This window comes from Paenibacillus sp. FSL H8-0332 (assembly GCF_037963835.1).
GTDB classification, from domain to species: Bacteria; Bacillota; Bacilli; order Paenibacillales; family Paenibacillaceae; genus Paenibacillus_AQ; species Paenibacillus_AQ rhizoplanae.
Genome location: NZ_CP150145.1, coordinates 1,968,115 through 1,992,401 on the forward strand (window position 1 = coordinate 1,968,115; position 24,287 = coordinate 1,992,401).

At 52.5% G+C, this 24,287-nt stretch carries 20 protein-coding genes; 7 read left to right on the forward strand and 13 right to left on the reverse strand.

Annotated elements, in window-relative coordinates:
- Positions 1–12: 12 nt before the first annotated feature.
- Positions 13–2,052, reverse strand: a complete 2,040-nt coding sequence (locus tag NST43_RS08500) for an FAD-dependent oxidoreductase (RefSeq protein ID WP_339223733.1) — start codon at positions 2,050–2,052, stop codon at positions 13–15.
- A gap of 155 nt (positions 2,053–2,207) precedes the next feature.
- The gene (locus NST43_RS08505; protein WP_339223735.1) at positions 2,208–3,089 is read right to left on the reverse strand and encodes a LysR family transcriptional regulator; all 882 of its coding nucleotides are present in this window, start codon (positions 3,087–3,089) and stop codon (positions 2,208–2,210) included.
- Positions 3,090–3,198: 109 nt separating this feature from the next.
- On the opposite strand from NST43_RS08505, the gene NST43_RS08510 reads away from it, so the two are divergent.
- The 3 genes from NST43_RS08510 to NST43_RS08520 all read left to right on the forward strand — a co-directional run bounded on the left by NST43_RS08510 (position 3,199) and on the right by NST43_RS08520 (position 8,968).
- On the forward strand, positions 3,199–3,585 hold the full coding sequence (locus NST43_RS08510) for a tautomerase family protein (RefSeq protein ID WP_339223737.1): 387 nt from the start codon (positions 3,199–3,201) through the stop codon (positions 3,583–3,585).
- A 30-nt stretch (positions 3,586–3,615) separates the two neighbouring features.
- Entirely contained in the window at positions 3,616–3,942 is a 327-nt protein-coding gene (locus NST43_RS08515) for a carboxymuconolactone decarboxylase family protein (protein WP_339223738.1), read from the forward strand.
- Positions 3,943–4,195: 253 nt separating this feature from the next.
- The gene (locus tag NST43_RS08520; protein ID WP_339223740.1) at positions 4,196–8,968 is read left to right on the forward strand and encodes an Ig-like domain-containing protein; all 4,773 of its coding nucleotides are present in this window, start codon (positions 4,196–4,198) and stop codon (positions 8,966–8,968) included.
- 371 nt (positions 8,969–9,339) lie between these two features.
- Here NST43_RS08520 and NST43_RS08525 read toward each other — a convergent pair whose 3' ends face one another.
- The 4 genes from NST43_RS08525 to NST43_RS08540 form a co-directional block, all read right to left on the reverse strand.
- Entirely contained in the window at positions 9,340–10,647 is a 1,308-nt protein-coding gene (locus tag NST43_RS08525; RefSeq protein WP_339223742.1) for a TerD family protein, read from the reverse strand.
- A gap of 55 nt (positions 10,648–10,702) precedes the next feature.
- Positions 10,703–11,266 (reverse strand): hypothetical protein, encoded by a 564-nt coding sequence (locus tag NST43_RS08530; protein WP_339223744.1) that lies wholly within the window; start codon positions 11,264–11,266, stop codon positions 10,703–10,705.
- A gap of 128 nt (positions 11,267–11,394) precedes the next feature.
- Complete coding sequence (locus NST43_RS08535) at positions 11,395–12,789, reverse strand: HAMP domain-containing sensor histidine kinase (RefSeq protein WP_339223746.1); 1,395 nt, start codon at positions 12,787–12,789, stop codon at positions 11,395–11,397.
- Entirely contained in the window at positions 12,789–13,502 is a 714-nt protein-coding gene (locus tag NST43_RS08540; RefSeq protein ID WP_339223748.1) for a response regulator transcription factor, read from the reverse strand. Before NST43_RS08540 ends, NST43_RS08535 begins: the two co-directional genes overlap by 1 nt.
- A 163-nt stretch (positions 13,503–13,665) precedes the next feature.
- Here NST43_RS08540 and NST43_RS08545 point away from each other — a divergent pair, with 163 nt between their 5' ends.
- The 3 genes from NST43_RS08545 to NST43_RS08555 are packed head-to-tail and all read left to right on the forward strand — an operon-like array spanning position 13,666 to position 16,070.
- Positions 13,666–14,583: an ABC transporter ATP-binding protein gene (locus NST43_RS08545; RefSeq protein WP_339223750.1), complete on the forward strand. Its 918-nt coding sequence runs from the start codon at positions 13,666–13,668 to the stop codon at positions 14,581–14,583.
- Complete coding sequence (locus NST43_RS08550) at positions 14,583–15,332, forward strand: ABC transporter permease (protein ID WP_339225373.1); 750 nt, start codon at positions 14,583–14,585, stop codon at positions 15,330–15,332. Before NST43_RS08545 ends, NST43_RS08550 begins: the two co-directional genes overlap by 1 nt.
- Before the next feature lie 12 nt (positions 15,333–15,344).
- Positions 15,345–16,070 (forward strand): ABC transporter permease, encoded by a 726-nt coding sequence (locus NST43_RS08555; RefSeq protein ID WP_339223752.1) that lies wholly within the window; start codon positions 15,345–15,347, stop codon positions 16,068–16,070.
- Between the two features lie 142 nt (positions 16,071–16,212).
- On the opposite strand, the gene NST43_RS08560 is transcribed toward NST43_RS08555, so the two are convergent.
- The 5 genes from NST43_RS08560 to NST43_RS08580 all read right to left on the reverse strand — a co-directional run bounded on the left by NST43_RS08560 (position 16,213) and on the right by NST43_RS08580 (position 21,123).
- The gene (locus tag NST43_RS08560; RefSeq protein WP_339223754.1) at positions 16,213–17,355 is read right to left on the reverse strand and encodes an asparaginase; all 1,143 of its coding nucleotides are present in this window, start codon (positions 17,353–17,355) and stop codon (positions 16,213–16,215) included.
- 345 nt (positions 17,356–17,700) lie between these two features.
- On the reverse strand, positions 17,701–18,552 hold the full coding sequence (locus NST43_RS08565; RefSeq protein ID WP_339223756.1) for a hypothetical protein: 852 nt from the start codon (positions 18,550–18,552) through the stop codon (positions 17,701–17,703).
- Positions 18,549–19,067, reverse strand: a complete 519-nt coding sequence (locus NST43_RS08570; RefSeq protein ID WP_339225374.1) for a sigma-70 family RNA polymerase sigma factor — start codon at positions 19,065–19,067, stop codon at positions 18,549–18,551. The genes NST43_RS08565 and NST43_RS08570 overlap by 4 nt, the downstream gene beginning before the upstream one ends.
- Before the next feature lie 182 nt (positions 19,068–19,249).
- The gene (locus NST43_RS08575) at positions 19,250–20,017 is read right to left on the reverse strand and encodes an ABC transporter ATP-binding protein (protein WP_339223758.1); all 768 of its coding nucleotides are present in this window, start codon (positions 20,015–20,017) and stop codon (positions 19,250–19,252) included.
- On the reverse strand, positions 20,017–21,123 hold the full coding sequence (locus tag NST43_RS08580; RefSeq protein ID WP_339223760.1) for an iron ABC transporter permease: 1,107 nt from the start codon (positions 21,121–21,123) through the stop codon (positions 20,017–20,019). The genes NST43_RS08575 and NST43_RS08580 overlap by 1 nt, the downstream gene beginning before the upstream one ends.
- A gap of 249 nt (positions 21,124–21,372) precedes the next feature.
- On the opposite strand from NST43_RS08580, the gene NST43_RS08585 reads away from it, so the two are divergent.
- Positions 21,373–22,425: an ABC transporter substrate-binding protein gene (locus NST43_RS08585; RefSeq protein ID WP_339223762.1), complete on the forward strand. Its 1,053-nt coding sequence runs from the start codon at positions 21,373–21,375 to the stop codon at positions 22,423–22,425.
- 37 nt (positions 22,426–22,462) lie between these two features.
- Here the strand turns inward: NST43_RS08585 and NST43_RS08590 are convergent, their stop codons facing one another.
- Positions 22,463–23,479, reverse strand: a complete 1,017-nt coding sequence (locus NST43_RS08590; RefSeq protein WP_339223764.1) for an ATP-binding cassette domain-containing protein — start codon at positions 23,477–23,479, stop codon at positions 22,463–22,465.
- A complete protein-coding gene (locus tag NST43_RS08595; protein WP_339223766.1) occupies positions 23,479–24,261 on the reverse strand; it encodes an ABC-2 family transporter protein in 783 nt (260 codons plus the stop codon). Before NST43_RS08595 ends, NST43_RS08590 begins: the two co-directional genes overlap by 1 nt.
- Positions 24,262–24,287: the final 26 nt, after the last annotated feature.

A 24,287-nucleotide genomic window follows, 5' to 3' on the forward strand; every position in this document is an offset into this window, starting at 1 on the left:
TTCGTTGTCTAATTACTTATGCGAGTACCCCGCAGCATGGATACCGGCCAGCCGACCGGAGGTATAGGCAAAGCCCAGCGTACCGCCTTCAAAATCAACATAAGCCTGTCCGTACATCCCGCCCGCATCAGCTCCGGCGACGTAAAGTCCAGGGATGGCCCGGCCGTCCGAGTCGGTGGCTTCGATCTTCTCATTGATGCGTACGCCGCCCAGCGTTCCGAGGTTGCGTCCGACATACTTAATGGCATAATAAGGACCTTGCTTGAGCGGAACCAGCCGCTTCGTATCGGAGAAGAACATAGGGTCATTGCCCTGGGCAATAGCCGTATTGTACTGCTTGGCGGAAGCGAGGAAGGTATCCTTGTCCACGCCGATCTCCTGAGCCAGCGCTTCCAGTGTACCTGCTCTGTGGACAACACCGGTGCCTTTCATTGAATCCAGCAGCGGAGTATAGTCCGTAGGTGTATTCTCAGCCGCAAGAATCGTATCTGTATCATTCGGTTCATTGAATTCCATGTAGAACTGGCGCTTGCCCTTCCATTTGGAGAAGTGGGGTTCGATGGCTGCCAGGCCCTTCTTCTTGATGGTGTTCAGCATGGCGGAGTCCAGAATCAGGAATTCCGTCTCTTTGGGCTGCATGTGAATCTCAGCGCCGTGTACAGCGAAGAGGGTAACCTTGGTCTCATCGGAGAAGCGTTGCCCAAGTGTATTGACTCTCAGGTTGGGATACTCGCTGAACTTGGTCAGGCTGTACCAATCCTTGTTGATCGGGGCCATCTTAGCGATCTCTTCAGGCGTAAAGATTTGCGCAAAATACTGAGTAGAGGTCATTCCGTATGGATCTGCACCAGCCTTCCAGGCCATCTGAATGCCGTCACCTGTATTTGTAGCAATCTGTCCCGGAGTGAATTTCTTGCCGAAATATTTCTCCATCATCTCGTTATTGCCTCCGAAGCCGCCTGTTGCAATGACGACAGCCTTGGCATTCACCTTCAGATGAGAGCCATCCTCTTTTTTGGCCATTACACCGGTTACCGCACCGTTAGAGTCTGTAAGCAGCTCAGTCACCGGAGTACTGAAGCGAACCTGTCCCGATTTGGCTTCAAAAGACTTGATCAGCTTGGTGATCGCCACCGTGCCGCCTTCCTGGTATCCGTGCAGCGTGGCAGGCATTCCGATATGCTCAAAGGCAAAGCCGGTGCCGGCATCCACCAGGGTCATTTTGGCGCCGTTCGCATTCAGCCAGTCAACTGTTGTCCCTGCTTCATCTATGATGTTGCGGACCAGCAACGAGTTCATGTAGCCATCGGAGGCCGCCATGTACTGGTCATAGAGCCATTGCTTGCTGACTGTAGCCTTCTTGTCCTTCTGCTGCTGAGAATCGGCGGCAAACATCCCTCCGGCCATGGTGCCTGCGCCCATAGGAGTAGCTGTTTTCTCTAGCAGCACAACCCTCGCTCCGCTGTCTTCTGCGGCAAGTGCCGCAGCTGTACCTGCTGCACCGGCGCCCACTACGGCCACATCAACCGTGATCTCTTCCACTTCCTTGTTCTCAGCAGTGGCTTTGGCCTGCTTCAAGACCGTCAGATCCCCGCCTGCCTGCTTGGCGCAATCCTCTACAGCCTCCAGAATCCCCTTGGTGGTCATAGACGCGCCGGAGACGGCATCAATTGCCAGGGTTTGTTCGCTGACGATTTTTTCGGGAACAATCTTGAGCGGCCCTTGAGCGATGCCTTCTGTTTCACTCTGGCTTAACACCTTTACGTTTTTAATAGCGGTATCAGTGAATTCTGTCTCAACCTCGATCGGGCCGTTCTTCCCGTTCCCCTTGGCTGTGTATTTCCCCGGCTTGAAGGAGAGTGCAGCGCTTTTATCGGAAGTGCCTGCCCCCGTGGTCTGGCTTGGGCTTGCCGCCGCTGGCTTCTGATCGTTCTCCACCGCTCCTTCGTCTGCCTTGTTTGACGCGCTGTTACAGCCTACCATCGAGATCAGCAGAATCGTGATCACAACCAGCAGAATCCCTTTGTACCCCCAGTGTTTTTTTTGCATCATGCAGTTACCTCCCTAATGATCTACGAGGAAAAAGTCCTCTGCTTGAAGGTACCATGTAACACATTTCACATGGAGGTCTGACTCAGACCGATTTCAGTCTGATTTAGAATTGTCGGAGAACACATCCGTCCTTGCTCGAATCTCCCGGACTCTTTTTATTGGAAATGGGACTCCAGCTCCTCTTTTACATATTGCATTAAAAGCTTCTTGGATGAGGATTGATACTCAACGTTGCGTGATTGCAGCAGACCTATCGTAATGGCGGCGTCCTTCAGCTCAACATGAAGTCTCACAACATTCGGCGGTAACTGCGTAGATTCGAGGACGGCTCCTACAACAGCGATCTGCTGGACGAAGCCCGCGATGGCTGAGATTTGACTTACTGTATGCAGAAAGGGAGTTTCGGTGTACCGGGAGAAATGCTTCGATAATTGGGAATGATATAGACAGGTAGCTCCCCCGGCCATGATTGGATAATCAAGCAATTCCTCGAAAGCGATCTCATCTTTTGCAGCCAAAGGGTGGTTGTTCCCTGCGATAAAAGATATCCGCTCCTGATACAAGGGTTCGAAGTGATACGAAGCTGGGTCAGCAGGCTCTCCACAGATGGCAAAATCCAATTGATTCTGAAGTAGGGCATGCGAGAGCGAAGCGGTATTTCCGATCACAAAATGGCAGGATACATTAGGTTTATGCTCCATGAACCGCAGAAGCGACCTTGGCAGTACCTCTTTCGTTAACGATTCCAGCCCGCCGATCCTAAGTGTACCGATCTCTTCTTTTTGCAGAGCTTTGGCCTGATCCGCAACATAGGTCCAATGTCGGATCAGACTATCGATTTCAGCAGCAAATATTCGCCCCGAAGCTGTAAGCTCAGAGTCCCAGCCCCGTTTGAACAGCTTGATGCCCAGTTCCTTCTCCAGACGTTGAACCTGATTGGTGATTGTGGACTGCGCGTAGTTCAGTTTGGCGGCCGCTTTAGAGAAGTTTCCTTCTTGCAGGATGGTTTGAAATGTAGTTAGTTCTTTTAGGTCCATAGCAGATATCTCCATCGGGTAATTTGAATTTGTGTATCATTTAATTCAATTATACAGAATGAGAAGCGGGGAGTACAATGAAGTTACACCAGTGAAGGAGTGAAGTGACATGCCTTTTGTCAGAGTCAGTTACTTGGAGAATAAATACGATGCCCAACAGCTGCCTATCATTAGCCGCGAAATTATGAATGCTCTAAGGGAGCATTTTAACGTGCCGCAAGATGATTTCTTTCAGGTCTTTCATGCCCATAAAGCAAGCGAATTTTATTACAGTCCGAGTTATTTAAACATAGAGCGAACGGATGGGCTGCTCTATATTCAGATTACGCTCAAATCCGGGAGAAGCCAGGAGCAGAAAAGGGGCTTTTACAGCAAGCTGGCCGAGACGTTGTCGAGTACACTGGGCATCAGGAAAGAGGACGTCTTCGTCGTGCTGGTCGATACAGAATTCGAGGATTGGACGTTTGGGAATGGCATTACTCAGATGATTGAATGACTGTTCATTGAAGGAAGAGAGGTACTTGGAATGAAGCATCGGAAAATTGCATCGAATGCCCTTGAAGCTTTTGGAGACATTGCTCCTTCGTTCGCGCGTTATTCGGAGGAAGTGCTCTTTGGGGAGGTATGGAGAAGGGCAGAATTATCGCTTCGGGAACGCAGTCTCCTGACGATATCGGCCCTGGTTGCCGGAGGGCTTACTGAGCAGCTACCCTTTCATATCCGTCTGGCCCTGGAGAACGGTCTATCCGAAGAAGAATTGATCGAGGCAATGACTCACCTCGCCTTCTATGCAGGCTGGCCGCGTGCTGCATCGGCGATACTGGTTGCCAAGGAAATTTTCGAGGAAATATGAACACAATTGCGCATGTGAGCGAAAGCTCCGTGCGCTTTTTTGTTTTAGACAATTTTTATTGAAAAGAGGTTAGAAAATCGCGATTATTTCATTTTTTTAAGAGCTATACCCTGATTAGGTCCTGATGAATCGGTTTTTGTCGAGAATTGTTAAGAGTTTGTTTAGAACTGTCTGCTAAAATGGGCGCAGATATGAAATTTCTACTGCTATGCAGCGGATGAAAAGTGATGATTGAATAAGGGGGAGCGATACATTGTTTATAGGTAAGGGATTGAAAAAATATTTCTCGTTGTTACTCGTGATCAGCTTGGTATGGACCGGAGCCTTTCCGGTATATGCGGGTTCAACGGACAACGGTGAGGCAAGCTGGGAGAATGTCGGTCCGCTGCCAGGCGGCGAAAAAGTAAACGGAGTTGCTATAGGCTCCGAAATATTAGTTGCAGTGGGGGAAGGAGGTAGTATTGTTACGGCAAGCGGCCCTGCATCATGGGCTGTTCGTACTTCTGGGGTAACCGGGGATTTGAACGGCATTGTTTATACAGGGACAGGCGGCAGATTTGCTGCGGTTGGGAACAATGGAGCTGTTTTAACGTCTACAGATAGCGTGAGCTGGTTGCCCGCGCTTTTTACGTCCTCCACTGGTAACTTGAATGCCGTTACCTATGGCAATAGCAGACTGGTGGCAGTCGGCGATGCTGGAAAGATAGTAACGTCTACCGACGGCGGTATCATGTGGACTGCATCATACGTCCCAGACGTTAATGTGAATCTGAACGCTGTTGCCTTTGGCAACAACAAGTTTGTTGCAGTAGGTGATAACGGTATAGTATTAACCTCCGTAAATGGAACGGTATGGGAGAAGGTAACACGTAAAACAACCGATAACTCCAACCTGAACTTGAACGGAATCACCTTTGGCGGCGGGATGTTTGTGGCTGTCGGTGCGTCCGGAATCGTTGTTACCTCTCCGGATAGTTCAAAGGCCGCAGAGAAGATCATTGGATCGAATGTGATCCTGAACGGTGTGGCTTTCGGCAACAGCGTATTTATGGCCGCAGGAGATGGCGGGAAAGTGTTTTCCACTAGTGATTTGGGTAAGACTTGGAAACTTGAGACTACAGGAGCGACCGCTAAACTTAATGGTATCGTATTCAATCCGGGTCAGAACCGCTTTATTGCTGCGGGTGAATCCGGTGAGATCATTATGTCTTATGCCGTTCCCAACATTCCACGAGTTCTTGGTCTGACTCCAGGGAATGATGAGACGGATGTTGGAATAACTGATAATCTGGTTCTGACCTTCAATCAGCCGGTGATTGCAGCCAGTGGAGCCATTACAATTTTTAAGGCCGCGGATCTAGCAACTCCGGTTGAGCTCATTCCGGTGGATGATAGTAGTGTAAAGGTAGATCCAGATACTAATACCGTAACCATTAGTCCGAGTCTGGATTTTGTTGAAAGCACTAAATATGTCGTTACAATTGACGAGAATGCCTTCATCAATGAGAGTGAATATGGAAATTCCGCGATCGCAGCGGGTGAGTGGAGCTTCACGACAATTGCTGGACCAGCAGATGAGACAGCTCCAACCGTAAGCGAGTATTCTCCTGACCAGGGAGAGGCGGGAGTCGCAACTAATGCCAAACTTACGCTCACGTTCAGTGAAGGTGTAACAACAGATAGCGGCAACATTCTGATTTATGACAGTGCGGACGAAGGTAACCTAATGGTAATTCCGGTTAATTCAGAGAATGTTACAGTTAAGGATAACGTGGTAACCATTGTTCCGTATGAAGATTTTAAGTACAGTACTACGTACTTTGTAAACATCGATGACGGAGCTTTCAAAGATCTGGCAGAAAATTCTAACTCTTATACAGGTATCTCGGACAAGGAGACCTGGCAGTTCACAACAGCCGAAGCGCCTGATACTGCACCGCCGGTGGTGAGCAGTTTTTCTCCTAAAGATGGAGCAAAGAATGTAGAGATTGGCACCAACCTGAAGCTTACCTTCAATGAGGATGTAATGAAGAGTGAAGGTGAAATTAAGATATACAACAGCACAAACATCGAAGTTCCGCCTGTGACCATCTCTGCCGATTCTGATGATGTAACCATTGACGGCAAGGTGGTAACGATTAATCCGCAGGCTAACCTGGATTACAGTGCAATCTATTATGTACAGATTGATAATGGTACATTTACGGATATGGCGGGTAACGGCTATGCCGGTATCACGAACAATACAACCTGGCGCTTTAGTACCACCAATGAACCGGATACGACCGCACCAATCGTAAGCACATTCTCACCTGAGAATGGGGCAACGGAAGTAGCTATCGGAGCGAACCTGGAGCTTGCTTTTAGCGAGAATGTGTTAGCAGGGGAAGGCAGTATTGAGATTTACAACAGCACAACTGACAAATTGGAAGCTACGATTGCTGTCCAGGATGTAAGCATCCTGAATCATGTTGTAACGATTAATCCGGCCCACAATCTGGAGTATGGTTCAAGTTACTATGTGTTAATTACTGAAGATGCATTTGCAGATGCATCCGGCAATTTCTTTGCGGGGATCTCGGATAGCAGCACCTGGCAGTTCACCACCCCGGCTGCGCCAGATACAACTGCACCTGTGTTGAACACGTACTCACCTGAGAATGGTGCAACAGGAGTAGCTATTGGAGCGAATCTGGAGCTTACCTTCAGCGAGAATGTTAAAGCTGGAGAGGGCAATATCGTCATTTACAATAGTGTGAATCATGCAACGGCAGCGACGATTCCTGCGGCTTCCGGGAATGTAACTATCCATAGCAATGTAGTGACGATTAATCCTACGGATGATCTGAAGTATGGTGCGAGCTACTATGTACAGATTGGAGCAGGGGCATTTAGTGATCTCGCAGGCAACAGCTACGCCGGTAATGCTGAGAGCACAGTCTGGCAGTTCACAACCACAGATGCACCGGATCGGATCTCGCCAACGGTGATTACGTATTCGCCGGAGCCATGGGCCACCGAAGTGGCAGTGAATGCGAATCTGGTCCTTACCTTCAGCGAAAATGTACGGGCGGCGGCGGGTACCATTGAGATTTTCCGCAGCACCGATGATACGCATCCTGTCTTGATGATTCCAGCCCTTTCAGACAGGGTAACGATCCTGAACAATGTCGTAACCATCAATCCGGCGGCTGACCTCGAGCATGGGACGAGTTACTTTGTACAGGTTACAGAGGGAGCATTCACAGATAACGCTGGCAACGGAAATGCCGGTATTGCAGGCATTAACGCCTGGCGGTTTGTGACCACCAGTGCGCCAGATACAGCAGCGCCTGTAGCGACATCTTACAGTCCGGCAGGCAATGCAACGCACGTACCTGTATCTACTGCGCTCACATTGACCTTCAACGAGAATGTGCTTGCTGGAGAAGGCAATATTGAAATTGTAAATGCAGCGGATAATGAGGTTGTAACGACAATTCAAGCTGGAGATAAGGCACTTGTCGCTATTAAGGACGCAACCGTGAGTATTAATACAAGCGGTCTCCTCAAGCATAGCGGCAGCTATTATGTGCTGATTCAACCGGGTGCTTTTACAGATGAATCAGGTAACGGTTATGCAGGACTTGCGGATAGTAAGGTCTGGAGCTTCTCTACAGTTCCTGTTCCGGTCATGCCAACTGATCCTCCTACACCGGCACCGGGTGGCGGTTCAGGATCAGGAGGGGGAGCCCCGGCTCCGGTACCAACACCAACCCCGCAGACGGAGAGCATTAATGCAAACGTTGAGAACGGGGCTGCTCAAGGCTCCATGGTATCCTCCGTTGTCATTAACCGCACCAAAGATGCGAATGGCGTGAAGAGTGATACCCTTACGTTCACATTGGAGCAGGCTATCCGGGCGGTTAATGAGCTGAAGGCTGCCGGGTCCAGTATTGCCAGAATCATCGTGCCGGATCAGAAGGATGAGGTAGCTGGGACCAGATTGACGATTCCGGCCGCTTCCAGCAAGCAATTTGCTGATAATCAGATCATGCTGGATCTATTCACAGTGAATGCTGAGGTGAAGGTGCCAGGCAGCTCGATGGCTGGATTCGGTACAGATATTTATTTCAATCTCGTTCCACTGAAGACATCGCAGCAGAGCGCAGAGACTGAAGCTCTTGCAAAAGCACAGGTGCAGAGTGTATCCCGCGGTGTAACAGTTACGCTGGTAAGCCGTCCGGTAACGATTGAGACCAATCTGCAGAGCCGTCCGGTTACGCTGGTATTGCCGCTTAACAACTCTTCGTTAACGGCGGAGCAGCTGAAGGCACTGGCGGTCTTCATCGAGCACAGCGACGGCACCAAAGAATTGGTCAAGGGTGAGATCGTACCTTTTGGCCAGACCGGAAAGTCAGGAATTCAATTTAGTATCAGCAAATTCAGTACCTTTACCGTTGTACTTGCACAAGATCCTGCGGTACAGGTGAAGGCGTATATGACGGGTTATGCCGATGGTACCTTCAAGCCAGGGAACAGCATCACACGGGCAGAAGCGGCCAGCATCATTGTCCGCACCTTCAGCCAGTCCGCAGTTACTGCTGGTGTAGCGTATTCCGATGTTCCTGCCAGCCACTGGGCAGCAGACGCAATCGGTCAAGTGACGCGAAGCGGCATCATGAAAGGTTATGGCGGTGGCAGCTTCAAGCCTAACCAGACGATTACAAGAGCCGAAATGGCGACCCTCCTGTCGCGCTTAATTACAGGCGCTCAAGACCAAGCGGCCGGCTTCAGTGATATTGCCGGACACTGGGCTCAGGCAGCTATTGAGCGGATGTCCCAGGCTGGCATCATCACCGGCTACGAAGACGGCACATTCCGTCCAGACCAGACGTTAACGCGTGCGGAAGCTGTAACCATCGTTAACCGTGCTCTTGGTATCGCTCCGTTGACCAGCGCAGCCCAGAAATGGACGGATGTCCCGGCGAGCTACTGGGCATTCGGCAGCATCCAGGCAGCATCTGTAGATCATACTGCAGAATAAAATAAATATAGCACAAACAGCCCTTCCATCCGTCTTTGACGGGGAAGGGCTGTTTGTGGTGTGGGCTGAATGCTAAAAGCGGCTACAAGAGAACGTGGGTCCAATGTAATCGAAAAACCGACCACATTGGGCCAGCGTGGAGCGAGTGGGCCCAATGTAATCGAAAAACCGACCACATTGGTCCGGCGTGGAGCGAGTGGGCCCAATGTAATCGAAAAACCGACCACATTGATCCGGCGTGGAGCGAGTGGGCCCGATGTAATCGAAAAACCGACCACATTGGTCCGGCAGAAGGTGGCTCAGCGCTATCGGCGGTATCACCCGCCCGCCAGGGGACGTTGTTCCTGATCATGCTGGCCGCTACTTGCTGCCTACTTACTCCCCGCCTCCCACCGCAGATTCCAGTGGTAACGCTGGTCCAGCTCCTCGTGTCCGCTGAAATACTCTACCAGCCGTTCCACGCTGAAGCTTCCGTCCGGCTGGCTGCGAAGCATGGCGATGGCGCACATCCCCTTATCGTTGTTATGCTCGTCCAGCTGCACCTTGATATTCGGCCCTCCCTGCTGGCTGATGGTTATAACGGCGCCGGCTTGTGACCAGTTCGTAACGCCTTCATAGATAAAAGCAAAGATGACGATCCGGCTGATCTCGGACAGGTGGTGGCCGTTAATCCGCAGATTCTCGCCTGTGGCGATGGAGCCGGTGCGATCATCCCCGTCTAGGAGGATGTAAGGCGGCCGGTTCAAGCTGCCGAATGATTCGCCGAGCGCCTGGACCGTACCCTTAAGGCCGTTCTTCAGCTCGAACAGACAGCCGAGGTCCAGGTCAATGCCTCTGCTTCCGAACCACCCGGAGGATGGAGTCTGAAGCCAGTTAAGATTGATAAGAATCTCTCCTGCAGCTCCTGCTCCCTGCTGGAGACGGAGGGTCTCCCCGTGCCGCTTGAGTACGATGGTGTCCGGGTTCAAGGGCGAAGCGGAAGGAGCGGCTGGTGCTGCGGGAGGCAATGAATCGGCCGGCTTAGGCCGTGACCGCAGCTCCGGGAGAACAAAGGGGGAGTTCCGGGCAGGTTCGGCTGCTCTGGAAGCTTGAACAACGGGCAATATATCCTTGACCTGTATTCCGTAGCTCTGGCAAAGAGCGGCTAAACCTCCGGCATAACCGGAGCCGACCGCGCTGAATTTCCATTCGTTCTGATATCTGTAGATCTCCCCTGCCACAATGGCCGTCTCCACGGAATAACCGTCCCCCAGGCGGTACCGGAGGAGCTCCGTGCCATCCACAGCGTTCATAATGCGCAGATAGGGATCGGAGAGCAGCGAGAAGCTCTGCTGTCTTGATTCCGCTTCATAGATCGTCAGGGCAAAGGCAATCCGCTCAACCTCCGCAGGAATTAGACTAAGCTCTACAGCAATTTGTGTATCGTCAGCGGGTCCGCTATGGATTCGTTGCGCGGGCGGCAATATCACTACAGACTGGTCCGGGGCCGCAGGATTGCCATAGAAAATAAGATCCTTCTCTGTTGCAACCTTCTGCGACGCGGTAAGTAAAAAAACGGAGAAATCAATCTCGACCCCAGCCCTTGCTTCATTCCAGCCCATGCCTACGATAAGGCGGCCGAGGAGAGGATTGTCTTGGGTTAAGCTGCATTTTTGCCCCTTGATAAGCTCAAGTGTCATGAGAACCAGCCTTTCCTATGAGTAGTTCAAGTTTGTATAAGTGCGGGTGGCAGACTCAGAATCTGCCCCGGCTTCCGGCATCCAGATTGGGACCATTCAGATCCGTCAGGCGCTCCAGGGATTGCTCGTAGATCCGTACAATATCCTGTATCTTCTGGAACTCGGGGTCCGAGGGGCCGAGGTTGTCCATGAACATGCGCTGTAGAATTTCTTGGTAAAAGGAGATACGGCTCCCCACCAGCTTGCATTCGTAGTCGATGACCTCTTCAATCGAGTGCCGCTGAACGAATTCCATCAGGTCGTCTGCAGGATTACCGCGCGGCTCGCGTTCATTGCGTGCGGCAACCGGCGCGCTGACATTATCCAGATTGACCGTGGAGCGTATGTCGGTGAACAGAATCCCTTCCTTGGCCAGCATCACCTGAAAAGGCTTGTGCTTGAACAGCTCCTGCGCAACCAGCGTGCACATTGCCTGATTCCTCAGCAGCATCCCGTCAAACGGATGTAGCACCCACCCGCTGTCATCCCGGAACAGGTTGAATGTAAAATATTCACCCCCATACTCATATCTCAAGTTGATAGCTGTCTCAGATGTAAGCTCGTATTGAAATGCATCCATTCTATTGCGCGCCTCCTGCTTCTACTTTGGATTTCTATTAGCATAGCAGAAAATGGGGAATCTTGGAGAGAGGATTTTAGCCTAAATGGAAGAACCTCTTGGGGCGCAAGAGGTTCTTCCATTCGCTGTCAATCCGTCTTCACGCCAAAGGGGGGGAACTGCAGGGTGGCCCGCAGTCCGTGGCCGGTGTTGCTCTCCAGAACAAGCTTGCCCTTATGGGCTTCGGCAATGCGGGCGACCATCGGAAGGCCAAGCCCGTGGCCCTGCCGGACGGGGCGGGTCCGCTTCCCGGAGTAAGGCAGGAGGACCAGCTCCGGCAAGTGCTCCGCCGGAACACCCTGACCATTGTCCGATACGGACAAGGCGAAACAGGAGTCTTCCCCGCTGCGGAGGATGCTAATCTCAATCCCGCACCCATCCGGGTTATGCCGGATGCTGTTCTGGACCAAGTTACTTACCGCACGGTACAGCAACTTCTCATCGCCCATCACTTGCAGGCTCTCATCTGTGAGGCAGAGGTCAATCGTATACCGCTCCTCCAGGCCGTTATTAATAAAGTCGGATACCACGGTCCGGCCCAGAGCGGATAAGCGGATAGGCTTAAGCTGCATGGGCTGCATGTCATATTCGAGCATAGAGACGAGGTTCAAGTCGCTCACCAGCGACCTTAGCTGCTCGCCTTGGCGGCGGATGATGGCAGCCTGCTGGCGTTGCTCTCCGTTCAGGTTGTCCTGCTCCTCCAGATTGCTCGCGTAGCCCAGGATCATCGAGAGCGGGGTGCGGATGTCATGGGAGATCCCGGCGATCCAGTTGGAGCGGGCTTCATCCCGTGATTTCAGCTGCGAGCTCCTGGTCTGCAGGGTAGCGGAAGCCGAATTAATGCTCTCGGACAAATCACTGAAGAGTCCGGCAGTCTCCAGGTTAACCGGCTTGTCTTTGGCCAGGGCATGAATGCTGTTGATCAGGGGCCGGATACTCCGGATCAGCCGGGTGCCAATGAACAAGGAGAGGGCCACGGCCAGTACCACATTGCAGATCAGGAGCAGCAGCACTCTTAAGGGAAGGGAGCGCAGCCAGTCCGTCATGTATCCGAGCTGATATTTTTCATATGAATATTTAGGATAGCCTACGACAATCAGTCCTTCTGGATGCTCCCAGATATACACAGGATATTCCAGCAAGTAGTAGCGTGAGAACTTCGCCACCTCTACGATGTTGTAAGCGTGCGGAATCTCCGGAGGCAGCTGCTCACTCCATGTCACCTTGCCTTCCGCGTTCAGCAGCATAGCCCAGGCCCGGTTCTGCTGAAGCAGGGCATCCCCCTTGGGATTAAGGGAATACTTGCCGTCAGACCCTTGCAGAGCTGAGGATATCTCCCGCACAACCTTTTCCGGTGAAGCCTCCTGATGGGTCTCCTTGAAGATCAGCGAACCGAGCAGAATCAGATTGAACAGGAGCAGAAGCGTAGAGACCAGCAGGGTAGATCCTACGAATTTGCGTAAAATACGGACCGCGCTGTCCATTAGAGCGCCTCCTGCACAACAAGCTTATAACCCAGCCCCCGGACGGTCAGCAGATGCACCGGCTTCGAGGGATCGGCTTCAATCTTCTCGCGGATACGCCGCATATGCACCATTAAGGTATTCTCATACCCGTAGCTGTCATCTCCCCATACCGCCAGGCACAGAGCATCACTGGTCACAATCCGGCCGTGATTCTCATAGAGCTTGACCAGAATGGCGTGCTCTTTAGCCGTCAGAGGCAGCTCATGGCCTTCTCTTCGTACCACAGCGCTGTCCAGATCCACCACCTGTTCACCTGCTCTGAAGACAGGCATCCGTTCTGGAATCGGCGAGGCATATACCCGCTTCAGCACAGCGCTCAGACGCAGCAATAACTCCCTCGGCAGAAATGGCTTAACGATATAATCATCGGCCCCAAGGCCCAGACCCAGCAGCCTGTCCTCATCTTCACCGCGCGCCGACAGGAAGAGTACCGGCATATCAGAGAAGGTTCGTATGGCGGAGAGAAGCGAGAACCCGTCCCCGTCCGGCAGCATCACATCGAGAATGGCGATATCCGGTTTTTCCTGGCGGCACATGGCGAGGGCACTGCTATAATCTCCAGCCGCATAGATGCGGTAATACCCTTCTTTTCGTAAAAAGAGCTCGATCATCTCGCGTATCTTCGGTTCGTCCTCAACGATCATTATTTTGCGGTTCTTCATCGTATTCAATCGTCATCACCCATGAATTAGTATACACGATCAGGCGATGAAGAATGGGAGGGGCCGGTGTATTTAAGGTAGGCGTAAGGTTATCTTCAGCCTGGAGCAAGGGAAGGCCTCTATGCTTGGAAGCAAGAGCCGACATGAGAGAAATGGAGCTGAACTGGAACCTATGAACACTCAACCAATTATCGAGACACAGCAATTGACCAAGACCTATGGGGGAACGCCCCGGGTGGATCAGGTAAATCTGAAGGTGCAGCAGGGAGAGATTTTTGGCTTCCTGGGTCCGAATGGAGCAGGGAAGACGACTACGCTCAAGATGCTGCTGGGACTGGTGCAACCCACCCAAGGAACAGTTAAGCTGTTCGGCCAAGAGCTGCGGAACCACCGGCTGGAGATTCTGAACCGGACGGGTTCGCTGATTGAGTCGCCTTCCTATTACGGACATTTGACGGGCCTTGAGAATCTGAGAGTCATGCAGCGGCTGCGCAGCCTGCCTGCCAAAAATATCGATAAGGTGCTGCAGATTGTCCGGCTGGACAATCACCGGCACAAGCCTGCCGGGCAGTATTCACTCGGAATGAAGCAGCGCCTGGGTCTGGCTATGGCCTTGCTGGCTTTCCCGAGTCTGCTGATTCTGGATGAGCCTACGAATGGGCTCGATCCTGCGGGGATCGGAGAGATCCGGGAGCTGATTAAATCCTTGCCTGCCCAGTATGACATGACGATTGTGGTATCCAGCCACCTGTTGTCGGAGATTGAGCAGACTGCTACATCGGTTGGCATCATCAGTGACGGCAAGCTGCTGTTCCAGGGGGCGATGGCTGCGCTTCAGGCGCAGAACCGGGCGGCGGTTCACTTTCGGATCAATGATTCCGCCCGGGCAGTCCGGATACTGTCGGAGCACGGGTATAGGCCCACAATGCAGGAGCAGCAGCTGGTGTTCAGCGCCATGCCGGACTCTGAGGTGGCCCGGGTCAATGAGATTCTGGTGTCCGGCCAGATTGCTGTGAGCCGGATCGTGGATTCGAGGAAGAGTCTGGAGGATATCTTCCTGGATCTTACCGGAAAGGAGCGGAGCCTGTGATGAAAGCTTTGTTCTTGGAATATTACAAAATCCGGCGGAGAAAAGTATGGGCGATGCTGACGCTTTTCCTGGCTGCCGAGCTGGGGTGGGCGTCGATGTCCATGAGCATCTCGATCTCGCGGAGTGCGGACAATGCCACCTGGGAAGCGCTGATTTTCAGCCTCTCGTCCATGAACGGGCTGTTCCTGCCGATTCTGTCGGCGATTGTGGTGTCAAGAATTTGCGACATGGAGCATAAAGGGGATACCTGGAAAATGCTGATGACTACTTCTGTCGGACGCCAGACGGTGTATGCCGCCAAATTCGTCTGTGCCGGAAGTCTAATCCTCTACGGGATTCTGGCCCAGGTTGTTTTTATTGCCGGCTTCGGCATGTTCCATAGACTCGCAGAACCGCTTCCGGCAGGCCTGCTGCTGCAGTTCACTGCGGGTACTCTGATTGCCAGTCTCCTGATTATTGCCATGCAGCAATGGATATCGCTGGCGGTGAAGAATCAGGCGTTTGCCCTGTGCCTTGGCATGCTGGGCGGGTTCCTGGGGACGACCGCAAGCTTGTTTCCTGCCGCTGTCCGGCAGTTGGTCGTCTGGTCTTATTATTTGGATCTCAGTCCAGTGACTTATGTGTATAAGGCTTCTTCAGGAACTTATGTTACCGGAAGCATGCCTCTGATTCAGTTAAGTGCAGCTCTGATACTGACACTGGTTCTGTATGTTGCCGGGAATACCCATGTCTCCAAACAATCGGTCTAAGGAGGAGAACTTATGCTTAGAAGTGTTGCGGCCGAATGGCCCAAGCTGCGCCGTTCGCGGATGGGGCTGGTGCTGGTCAGTCTGCCTGTGGTCAGCCTGATGATCGGCTGTGCTAATTTTGTGATGAACCGGGAGGCCTTGCAGGGAGAGTGGTATAGTCTATGGACTCAGGTAAGCTTATTTTATGGAGAGTTCTTCCTGCCGATTCTGATTGCCATCTGCTGCGCCTTTGTCTGCAGGCTGGAGCATGTGAACCGGAACTGGAACATGATCCTGGCTGCTCCAGTATCCGTAACCAGTCTCTTTATAGCCAAGCTTGTTATTGTGGGCATGCTGATTGCCGGAGCGCAGGCGCTATTCCTTCTAATGTATTGGGCGGCAGGACAGATGCTGTCTTTGACGGGGGACTTTCCAATGGACATCATCCTGTGGACCCTGCGCGGCTGGGTGGCTTCGCTGAGTATTGCTGCCCTGCAGCTCGGCTTGTCCATCCGTATCCGCAGCTTTGCCACACCGATCGGAATCAGTCTATGTGCGGTTTTTGTCGGGCTGGGCCTGTATGTGCTGAAGCTGGGGCTGCTGTTCCCATATTCGCTGCTGACCATTGGCATGGGCGTGCTTACCCAGCGCGGACTGACGGCTATGGAGAATCTGCTATTCTTCCTGATGAATGGAGTTTACCTCGTAGTTCTGTCAGTCTGCTCGGTCCGCAGATTGAGATATAAGGATGTAGGCTGATGCGTGGCGGGCGGACATAAGCAGCTTTAAGTAGCTTTAAGTAGCATTAAGCAGCAGTAAGCGGAGGCCGGGGGCCTCCGCTTGTCTTTCGTATCCTATTAGGGGATGATGCGGGGAACCCGCTCAAGAAACGAGAGTCTTCCTATTTGCTCATATCGTAATCCGGCATTCCAATGGTAGAGAACCACTGGCGGATCTGCTCCTGGTCCTTGGAGAAGGTAAGGCCCAGCTGAAGCAGGATTCTTGCCTTTTGCGGGAGTAAATCGCCTGCGCCGATGATACCTTTGGCTCCGGTGTCGTATACTGCCCCTGAGCCTGCGCGCGTAGCGCTTACGAATAGAACGCCCTTCTCGATAGCTGCTGTGCGGGCTGCTTGCTGTGCGGTAGAGATCCCGCCGGCACCATGGCCCGCCGTTACAATCCCTCTAACCCCTTCATTAGCCAATGCCGTAATGGGCGTAGCGGAGGCTTCTGTATAACTATACACAACATCGACTTTGGCCAAATCTTCCGGCTGGATGGTGCTGAGATCGAAAGGAGTCTTCCACTTCTCTGTACCGGCATCCTTGACACGGGCTGGAGCACGAACCGCACGAATCCGGTTCTCATCTACAGTTCCCAGAGCGCCGTAGCGGCCCCCGTCGAAGGTATCCAGACGCAGTGCATCCGTCTTGGTGACTTCCCTGGCTGCAAAGAACTCATCATTCATCATCAAAACCGTGCCATAGTAAGTGGTTTTCTGGCTTGCAGCCAGCCGGATCGCATTCAGCAGATTAGCTTCTCCGTCGAAGGAGATCGTATTGGATTGTCTCATGGACCCGGTGAAGATAACAGGCTTGGGACTGCGGACGGTGAGATCGGTCCAGTAGGCCAGCTCTTCCATGATGTTAGTGCCGGTGGTAACCACTACGGCATCGACAGCAGGATTGCTCAGTTCCTTATCAACAGCAATCGTAAGATTATATAAGTCCTTGGAGGTGGTTTGCGCCGAGCTGATATTGCTTAGCTCTGTACTGGTGACATTGGCTATTTTGGATAGCTCGGGTTGTAGTCTTTGAATAATATCATTAATAGGTACCTTTGGCGTGCCGTACGTCTGAAACAGCTCTCTGGAAGGAGAAGTGGAGGTGATGGTTCCTCCGACACCGACCACTACGACATTCGGAATGATTCTCCCGGGTGTGGTGACTTCGGCGGCCTTCGTGATCGAAGGGAAGGATAACATGGTGAAGAGAACCAGCAGAGCGGTAAAGAGACTTAGACTTCTTTTGTGAACAAGATTCATAAGTGACCTCCTCTTAATTTGATTTATGTGTAAGTATATATGACATATTTCATAATTGTCAAAATGATAATTTTACTTTTATGTAAAATAAATTCATAAATATGCATAAAAATTTAATGAAAATTAATTTTATGTGATTATACAATACATATAAATGACATATACATTACATATAACTCCGTAACGATGAGCGATCGCCCATCGGTGTATAGAGGGAACTTCATCTGGAACTGCAATTGCCGCACAAAAAGGCCGCTTTCATGCTCTTCCCCTCCTTAAAGCTGACGCGGATGGGGAGGGCAATAAAAGCGGCCGCTGCTTCACAACCTGCCTGTGGGAATACGGTCAATCGTCCGGATGTCCATTGCTCATCCAGCTATCCACGCGCAGGTTCCCGGCATAGTCTTCACGCGCAGAGATTGCTTCGAGCTTCTGCTCAGCTTCTTCACGGGTGGCGAAACCGCCGATGACAGCAGCGAAATCACCAGAGGCTGTCTTCAGGAAGGTAACATCGTCATCCAGATAGATCTCTTCCAGGATAGCCAGTGATTCTCCCGGAGGCATTCCTTCGCTGCGTACATAGTAGACTTCCTTAGATGCAGCGGCCTTGCCCTCTGCTGTCAGCTTCAGCTCAAGCGTACCCGGATTGCTGTACTCGGTAAGGGTATGGCGGGTGCCTTCCTTCAGTTCGACCACGAACCGCATGGCGGAATCATCCAGGATGATATTTCTGTACACATCACTGACCAGCGGTGAGGCCAGTATATCCTGCTCCAGCGCATCGTAATCGAAGCTGCGGACACCGTTAAAGGTAAAGATCAGACGGTTCGGAGCCTGCCTCTCGTCGACTGTATAGGAAGGTACACTTACGGCTGTACCGCCTTCCTGATTGAATACTATGCGGATGGTATCCTCGGCAGTAACGGTGCTCACGGCAGCTCCGTCGGTACGCTCGCCTCCAGTCCCGAATTGCAGCACCTTCACGATGCTCCCGACTACGGGAACCTTAGACAGGGCGTTTGCTACATCGGGAATATTAACGACAAGCAGGCAGGCAATGATGGCTGCGGCCAGCGAGCTGTATCGTTTCAGCCGGACTGTTCTTCTCCGGGCCACTGCCTTTCTTTGCGCTGCCTCCAGAATGTCTCCAAGCTGTGCGGGAATTTCAATCTTTGCATAGCGGTCTTTTCCTGTCATATTCCCTCGACCTCCCCATCCTTTAAGTGAGCCTTCAGTTTGCCGATTATCTTGTAGAACCTGGTCTTGACGGTGTTCTCCGGCAGCTCCAGAATGTCCGCCATGTCCCTGAAGCGCAGATCCTCAAAAAATTTCAGGATAATATACGCCTTCTCTTCCGGCAGTAGTCTGTCAAGAGCCTGGTACAGATCCAGCTTCTCTTCCAGTGGAACTGCATGCTCACCCCCGGTATAGCTCTGCGAGTGATCCTCCATGTAAGTCACCCGTTTGTTTCGGTTAAGATGGTCAATAGCGGTGTTGATGACAATCCGGGTCATCCAGGTCTCGAAATACTGCGGTGTCTTCATTCGTCCGAACGCAAGATACCCCTTATAGGTAGCCTCCGAGACAATTTCTAGCGCTTCATGTTCGTTTTTTACATAACAGTATGCCTTGCGGAACAGGTTGTTCCGGCAGTCTTGAAGTTGTTCAGCGAATGGTTGGTATACTTGCGGCTGGGCTTTCAGTTCTTTCACTCCTTTATTGGCTTCTTGAAGCATTTGATTGACCATTAGACCGTCAAGGGGTGAAAATAGTTTCAACATCCTGCAAAAAGAATAAACCTGCGGGCAAAGAGCCGCAGGCTGTAGATGATTCTCGCTGAAACGGTAACGTCTTTTAGAAGGAAGGCAAAGCCGTTTCCATTTATCCCGAAGGATTACCGCGTCTCCAGATATGCAATTCCCAGCGCCCCGGTGACCGGATTGCGGTAGGTTTCGCATTCCACATCGAAGACCTCGCCGATTAATTCCTTGGTCAGGATATCCTCAGGCACTCCGCTGGCCGCGACCCGGCCTTCCTTCATGACATACAGATAGTCGCAGTATTCGGCGGCCAGGGTGAGATCATGGAGGGCGGCGAGAATGCCGATATCCAGCTTTTTGACAATATTCAGAATCTGCAGTTGGTATTTAATATCCAGATGGTTGGTGGGTTCGTCCAGAATCATGAATTCCGGTTGCTGAGCCAGCACACGCGCTAGTATGACCCGCTGCTTCTCGCCGCCGGATAAGGAGTTATAGCTGCGGCTTGAATGCCCCTCCAGATTGACCTTGCGGAGTGCGGCCGAGACAATGTCAGCGTCGTGCTGGCTGTCGGTTTCCAGCATCCCCTTGTGAGGCGTCCGGCCCATCGCCACCATCTCACGAACGGTAAAGTCGAAGCTCAGCTCGTTGAACTGGCCGACTACGCCCAGCTTCCGGGCGACAAGCTTCGGGCTGGCCTTGATCACATTAAGCTCAGAGAGGAAGACCTCTCCCTGACGGGGCTTGATGACCTTGTAGATGCTTTTGAGCAGCGTCGATTTGCCGCAGCCGTTCGGGCCGATCAGGCCGACGAATTGCTTGTTTTGCACCCTCAGCGAGACCTCCTGCACAATCTTCGCCTCACCGAAAGAGACACTTAGCCGTTCAACATTAAGATTCATCAGCTTTTCCCTCCGAAGGCATAGCCCTTTCTAATTAGCATGTACATGAACATCGGCGCTCCAATCAGGGCGGTAATAATCCCAATTGGCAGCTCCACATTCGGGACGATGGTCCGGGCAATGACATCTGTCCAGATCAGGAAGATCGCCCCGAACAGAATGGACGCCGGCAGCAGCCTGCGGTGGTCCGAGCCCACCAGTCCCCGCACCAGATGGGGGATAATCAGTCCCACGAAGCCGATCATGCCGCAGCTTGCGACCATAACTCCGGTAATCAGCGCCGTGAGGATCATGTAGACTCTGCGGTAGGCACCCAGATGAATGCCCAGCGTAACCGCCGCCTCATCTCCGAGCAGCATCGCATTCAGCACACGGAACTGCGAGAGGAACAGGATAACGGCGAGCAGGACGGTAATCGAGATCAGCGGCAGCTTGTCCCAGCTTGCGGCGGCCAGGCTGCCCATCGTCCAGAAGGTAACCGTCTTGATGCCTTCGGCATTGTTCGCGAAATAGACAATGAAGTTGGCAAAAGCGGTACATAAAGCGTTAATGACCATCCCGGCCAGCACCAGCTTGACGGAGGTCATTTTGCCGCCCGAACTGGCAAGTGTGAGGACCAGCAGAGATGCGCCAACCGCCCCTGCAAAAGCCCAAAAAGCGACTCCCGACTGGCCGAGCAGCCCCATCGAGCCGAAGCCGATCAGGATGGCGAAGGTTGCGCCCAGTGAAGCGCCGGAGGAAATGCCGAGTATGTATGGATCAGCCAGGGGATTCTGTACCGCCGCCTGCATGATCGTCCCGCACAGCGTAAGTCCGGCGCCGATGAACATCGCCATCAGGACACGCGGGAAGCGGATTTTCCAGATAATATCCACGAAAGAACCGTTCGTCAGCTCCTGCATATCGCCAATCTGGATGCCTGTGATGTGATGCAGCAGAATCCGGTAGGATTGCGAGACAGGAATGTCCACCTGGCCGAAGGAGACTGCAGCTCCGGCAGACAGCAGGGTGATAATGAAAAGGATGCCTATAACAGCCATGAAGCCGTAACGGGAATGAATGAGAGATTGCTTAGGCTGTGAGGGTACGGCTATATCGGTATGCATGACAATGGGAAGGCTCCTTTACATTAGAAGATTTAGTATGGACTGACTCATCAGACGGGACTGTGAGCAGGATATGGTAACTTGTCCTTAAATATAAGGCACATTGAGAATGATTGTCAATGATAATAATTCTCATTGACATGTTGTCCAACTTTCTATATTCTACGGAGGTATCCCCTGCAAGGCTATAGGCTTAATGCCCTTCCCGGAGGATAAATAACGTACATACAGAAAAGGGGACCTAAGAGAATGAAGAAAATATTCAAAAGATATGTACCGCTGCTGGCGGTTCTGGTGATGGCAGTTATGCTGGCGGCTTGTTCTTCTGCTGCAGGCAATGAGAAGGACGCGGCAGCAACGGCTGCACCTGCATCAGCCAGTCCCGCACAGGCGGCCAAGACGGTATATCCGCTTACCATCCAGAACCACACGAATAACGGGGAAGGCACCGAATGGAAGGCGAATTCGCAGACCTTCGATAAGGCGCCTGAGAAGGTAGTAGCGAATACGCAAGGTGCGGCTGAGCTGCTGATTAAGCTGGGGCTTACCGACAAAATGGTCGGGGTTGCGGCTCTCTATGGTGCAGGTGATCCAGCGGTTCAGGAAGAATTCAAGAAGATTCCTGTGATCTCACAGGACTATGCCAGCAAAGAACTGGTTGTGGGCAGGGGCCCGGATCTGGTGATGGGGCGCGGCGGCCTGTTCGCAGATGCGGATTGGGGAGTAGGGACGGTAGGCGGACTCAATGAGCTGGGCATCAAGACCTTCGTGCAGAGCACGAGTCTGCAAGGGGCAACGCTTGACAGCCTGTACAAGGATATTGAACAGCTCGGCCAGATCTTCGATGTGCAGGAGAAGGCTGCTGCATACATTGCAGAGCTGAAGGAGCGTGCTGCGAAGCTGAAGGAGGGAGCGGCGGCCACAGGCGCCAAGACCTTCGCTTATGTATCTGACGGAGGCAATGGCGCAATTGCTGTCTATAGCGGGAACGTGGATACTTTTGCGGGAGATGTGCTGGGACTGCTTGGACTGACCAACAGCTACGCGGATGTGACCGGTGAGATCAGCAAGGAGCAATTGATCGCGACCAACCCGGATGTCATGCTGATCTCGGTGTACACAGGCGGTATTGATGCTGACCAGTCGATAAAAGCGTTCTATGCCGATCCGTCACTACAGAGTCTGAAGGCGATCCAGAACAAAGCGATCTATAAGATTGACTTCAACCAGTTCTGGGGCTACAGCTATTCCATCTTTGACGGGGCGGAGAAGCTTGCGTCTGAGCTGGCTGCTGCGAAGTAAGCCGATTTTATTTTGACAAAAAAAGCAGCCTGAGCTGTCACTCCAACGGGTGACGGTTCAGGCTGCTTTTGGCATTCTCATAGATATTCATAACCACCTGCTGGATCGGCAGCTCCTTGACGGAAATATCCGAGAAGGCATGCCTCCGGGAGATATTCTCCAGGAAATCGCTGATTGAGATCCGGGCGGTGTCTACCTCAAGCGTAATCTGTAAGTCGGAGGGGCGTTCCATAACCTTGGTCCAGTCGTTGTCGAAAAGGGTGTCCCGTACAGACTCGTTAAACGTAAAGCTCACGTGCTTCTTCTCTCCGAGGAACAGCTTCAGCCGCTGCAGCGAGTCATCAAACACCTTCTCGCCATGGTTAATGACAATCACCCGGTGGGCTAACTCCTCCACATCCTCCAGATCATGGGTGGTGAGAATACAGGTCATGTTCTGCTGCTTGTTCATCTGGCGGATGAATTCACGGATTTTGAGCTTGGCGATCACATCCAGCCCGATGGTCGGCTCATCCAGGAACAGGATGTCCGGCCGGTGCAGCATCGCCATGACGAATTCGCATTTCATGCGTTCGCCAAGCGACAGCACCCGGGTGGGCTTCTCCATCACTCCGGCGATATCCAGCAGCGATGCCAGCTCGTCCAGACGGTTGCTGAAATCCGTGGCCGAGATACCATAGATCGCTTTGTTCATCTTGAAGCTGTCAATGGGCGGGATATCCCAGATGAGCTGGGATTTCTGGCCGAAGACGGCCCCGATGGTGCGGACATAATGCTTCCGGTCCCGGGCCGGGGAATAACCGAGTACTTCGATCTCCCCGCTGGTCGGGTAGAGTGCGCCGCAGAGCATTTTGATCGCAGTGGATTTGCCTGCCCCGTTCGGACCCAGCATTCCGCAGATTTCGCCCTGCTCAATGGCGAAGCTGATATCGTTCACGGCCTGGACAGAGACTGCTTCACGCCGGAAAAAGCTCGTGAAGGTCTGCCCCATGCCTGCGCCCCGCTTATAGGTGGTATAGGACTTCGTTAAATGCTTGACATCGATCACCGGCATCAGCCGCCAACCCCCTCATATAATCTGATCATGTGCCGGTATACCCAAATGCCTGCCCCCATAAAGACAAAGCAAGGCAGAATAGCGATAAAATCAGCGGCCTGTACCCGGCCAAGCAGCGCGGAGGCCGGGAGGTAGCCAACCATCCCCACGGGAATGATCAGCGTAGCTGCCGCCTGCACCGCCTTCGGGAAGATCGGCAGCGGATATTTGCCGACATGCAGCACACTGTCCGCCAGCTCGGATATCCGCGAATTGCCGACCCATTTGAAGGACATCGCCGCCATCATCAGCGATAATCCGGCCAATACAGCCGTCCCGGCCAGGAACATTCCGGTGAATTGCAGCCAGGCGAGGGCGGAGATAGCGCCGATATGCATAGCGGAGAAGATGAATAATGCAGCCCCGCCAAGGAATAATCCGACACTCTCTACTGAGAAGGTAGTTGCAACAATGTAGAACAGCGGATTCAGCGGCTTGAGCAGAATGACCTCGAAGCTCCCCTCCCGCACATGCGACATCGTTGTCCACAACAATCCTCCGAAGACCAGACTGGAGAGACCGCTGGACATGGTGAATATAGACTGGATCAACAGCACCTCGTATAAGCTCCAGCCGGGAAAGCTGGTGCCCGCCCGGTAGATTAACAGCGTCACCAGCGGAAACAGAATGTTGCCGACGAGTGTAATCAGACTGCTGACGATGAAGTTCATCCGGTAGGCCGAAGCGGTCTGGATAGCAGAGTACATGCACTGCTTGTATACATCTACATATTTTTTCATAACAGGAATGTTCCTTTCCCTCCGGG

Coding starts and splice junctions, on each gene's coding strand:
- NST43_RS08500 (WP_339223733.1), bottom strand. CDS start 2,052: ATGATGCAAAAAAAACACTGGGGGTACAAAGGGATTCTGCTGGTTGTG.
- NST43_RS08505 (WP_339223735.1), bottom strand. CDS start 3,089: ATGGACCTAAAAGAACTAACTACATTTCAAACCATCCTGCAAGAAGGA.
- NST43_RS08510 (WP_339223737.1), top strand. CDS start 3,199: ATGCCTTTTGTCAGAGTCAGTTACTTGGAGAATAAATACGATGCCCAA.
- NST43_RS08515 (WP_339223738.1), top strand. CDS start 3,616: ATGAAGCATCGGAAAATTGCATCGAATGCCCTTGAAGCTTTTGGAGAC.
- NST43_RS08525 (WP_339223742.1), bottom strand. CDS start 10,647: ATGACACTTGAGCTTATCAAGGGGCAAAAATGCAGCTTAACCCAAGAC.
- NST43_RS08530 (WP_339223744.1), bottom strand. CDS start 11,266: ATGGATGCATTTCAATACGAGCTTACATCTGAGACAGCTATCAACTTG.
- NST43_RS08535 (WP_339223746.1), bottom strand. CDS start 12,789: ATGGACAGCGCGGTCCGTATTTTACGCAAATTCGTAGGATCTACCCTG.
- NST43_RS08545 (WP_339223750.1), top strand. CDS start 13,666: ATGAACACTCAACCAATTATCGAGACACAGCAATTGACCAAGACCTAT.
- NST43_RS08550 (WP_339225373.1), top strand. CDS start 14,583: ATGAAAGCTTTGTTCTTGGAATATTACAAAATCCGGCGGAGAAAAGTA.
- NST43_RS08555 (WP_339223752.1), top strand. CDS start 15,345: ATGCTTAGAAGTGTTGCGGCCGAATGGCCCAAGCTGCGCCGTTCGCGG.
- NST43_RS08560 (WP_339223754.1), bottom strand. CDS start 17,355: ATGAATCTTGTTCACAAAAGAAGTCTAAGTCTCTTTACCGCTCTGCTG.
- NST43_RS08565 (WP_339223756.1), bottom strand. CDS start 18,552: ATGACAGGAAAAGACCGCTATGCAAAGATTGAAATTCCCGCACAGCTT.
- NST43_RS08575 (WP_339223758.1), bottom strand. CDS start 20,017: ATGAATCTTAATGTTGAACGGCTAAGTGTCTCTTTCGGTGAGGCGAAG.
- NST43_RS08580 (WP_339223760.1), bottom strand. CDS start 21,123: ATGCATACCGATATAGCCGTACCCTCACAGCCTAAGCAATCTCTCATT.
- NST43_RS08585 (WP_339223762.1), top strand. CDS start 21,373: ATGAAGAAAATATTCAAAAGATATGTACCGCTGCTGGCGGTTCTGGTG.
- NST43_RS08590 (WP_339223764.1), bottom strand. CDS start 23,479: ATGCCGGTGATCGATGTCAAGCATTTAACGAAGTCCTATACCACCTAT.
- NST43_RS08595 (WP_339223766.1), bottom strand. CDS start 24,261: ATGAAAAAATATGTAGATGTATACAAGCAGTGCATGTACTCTGCTATC.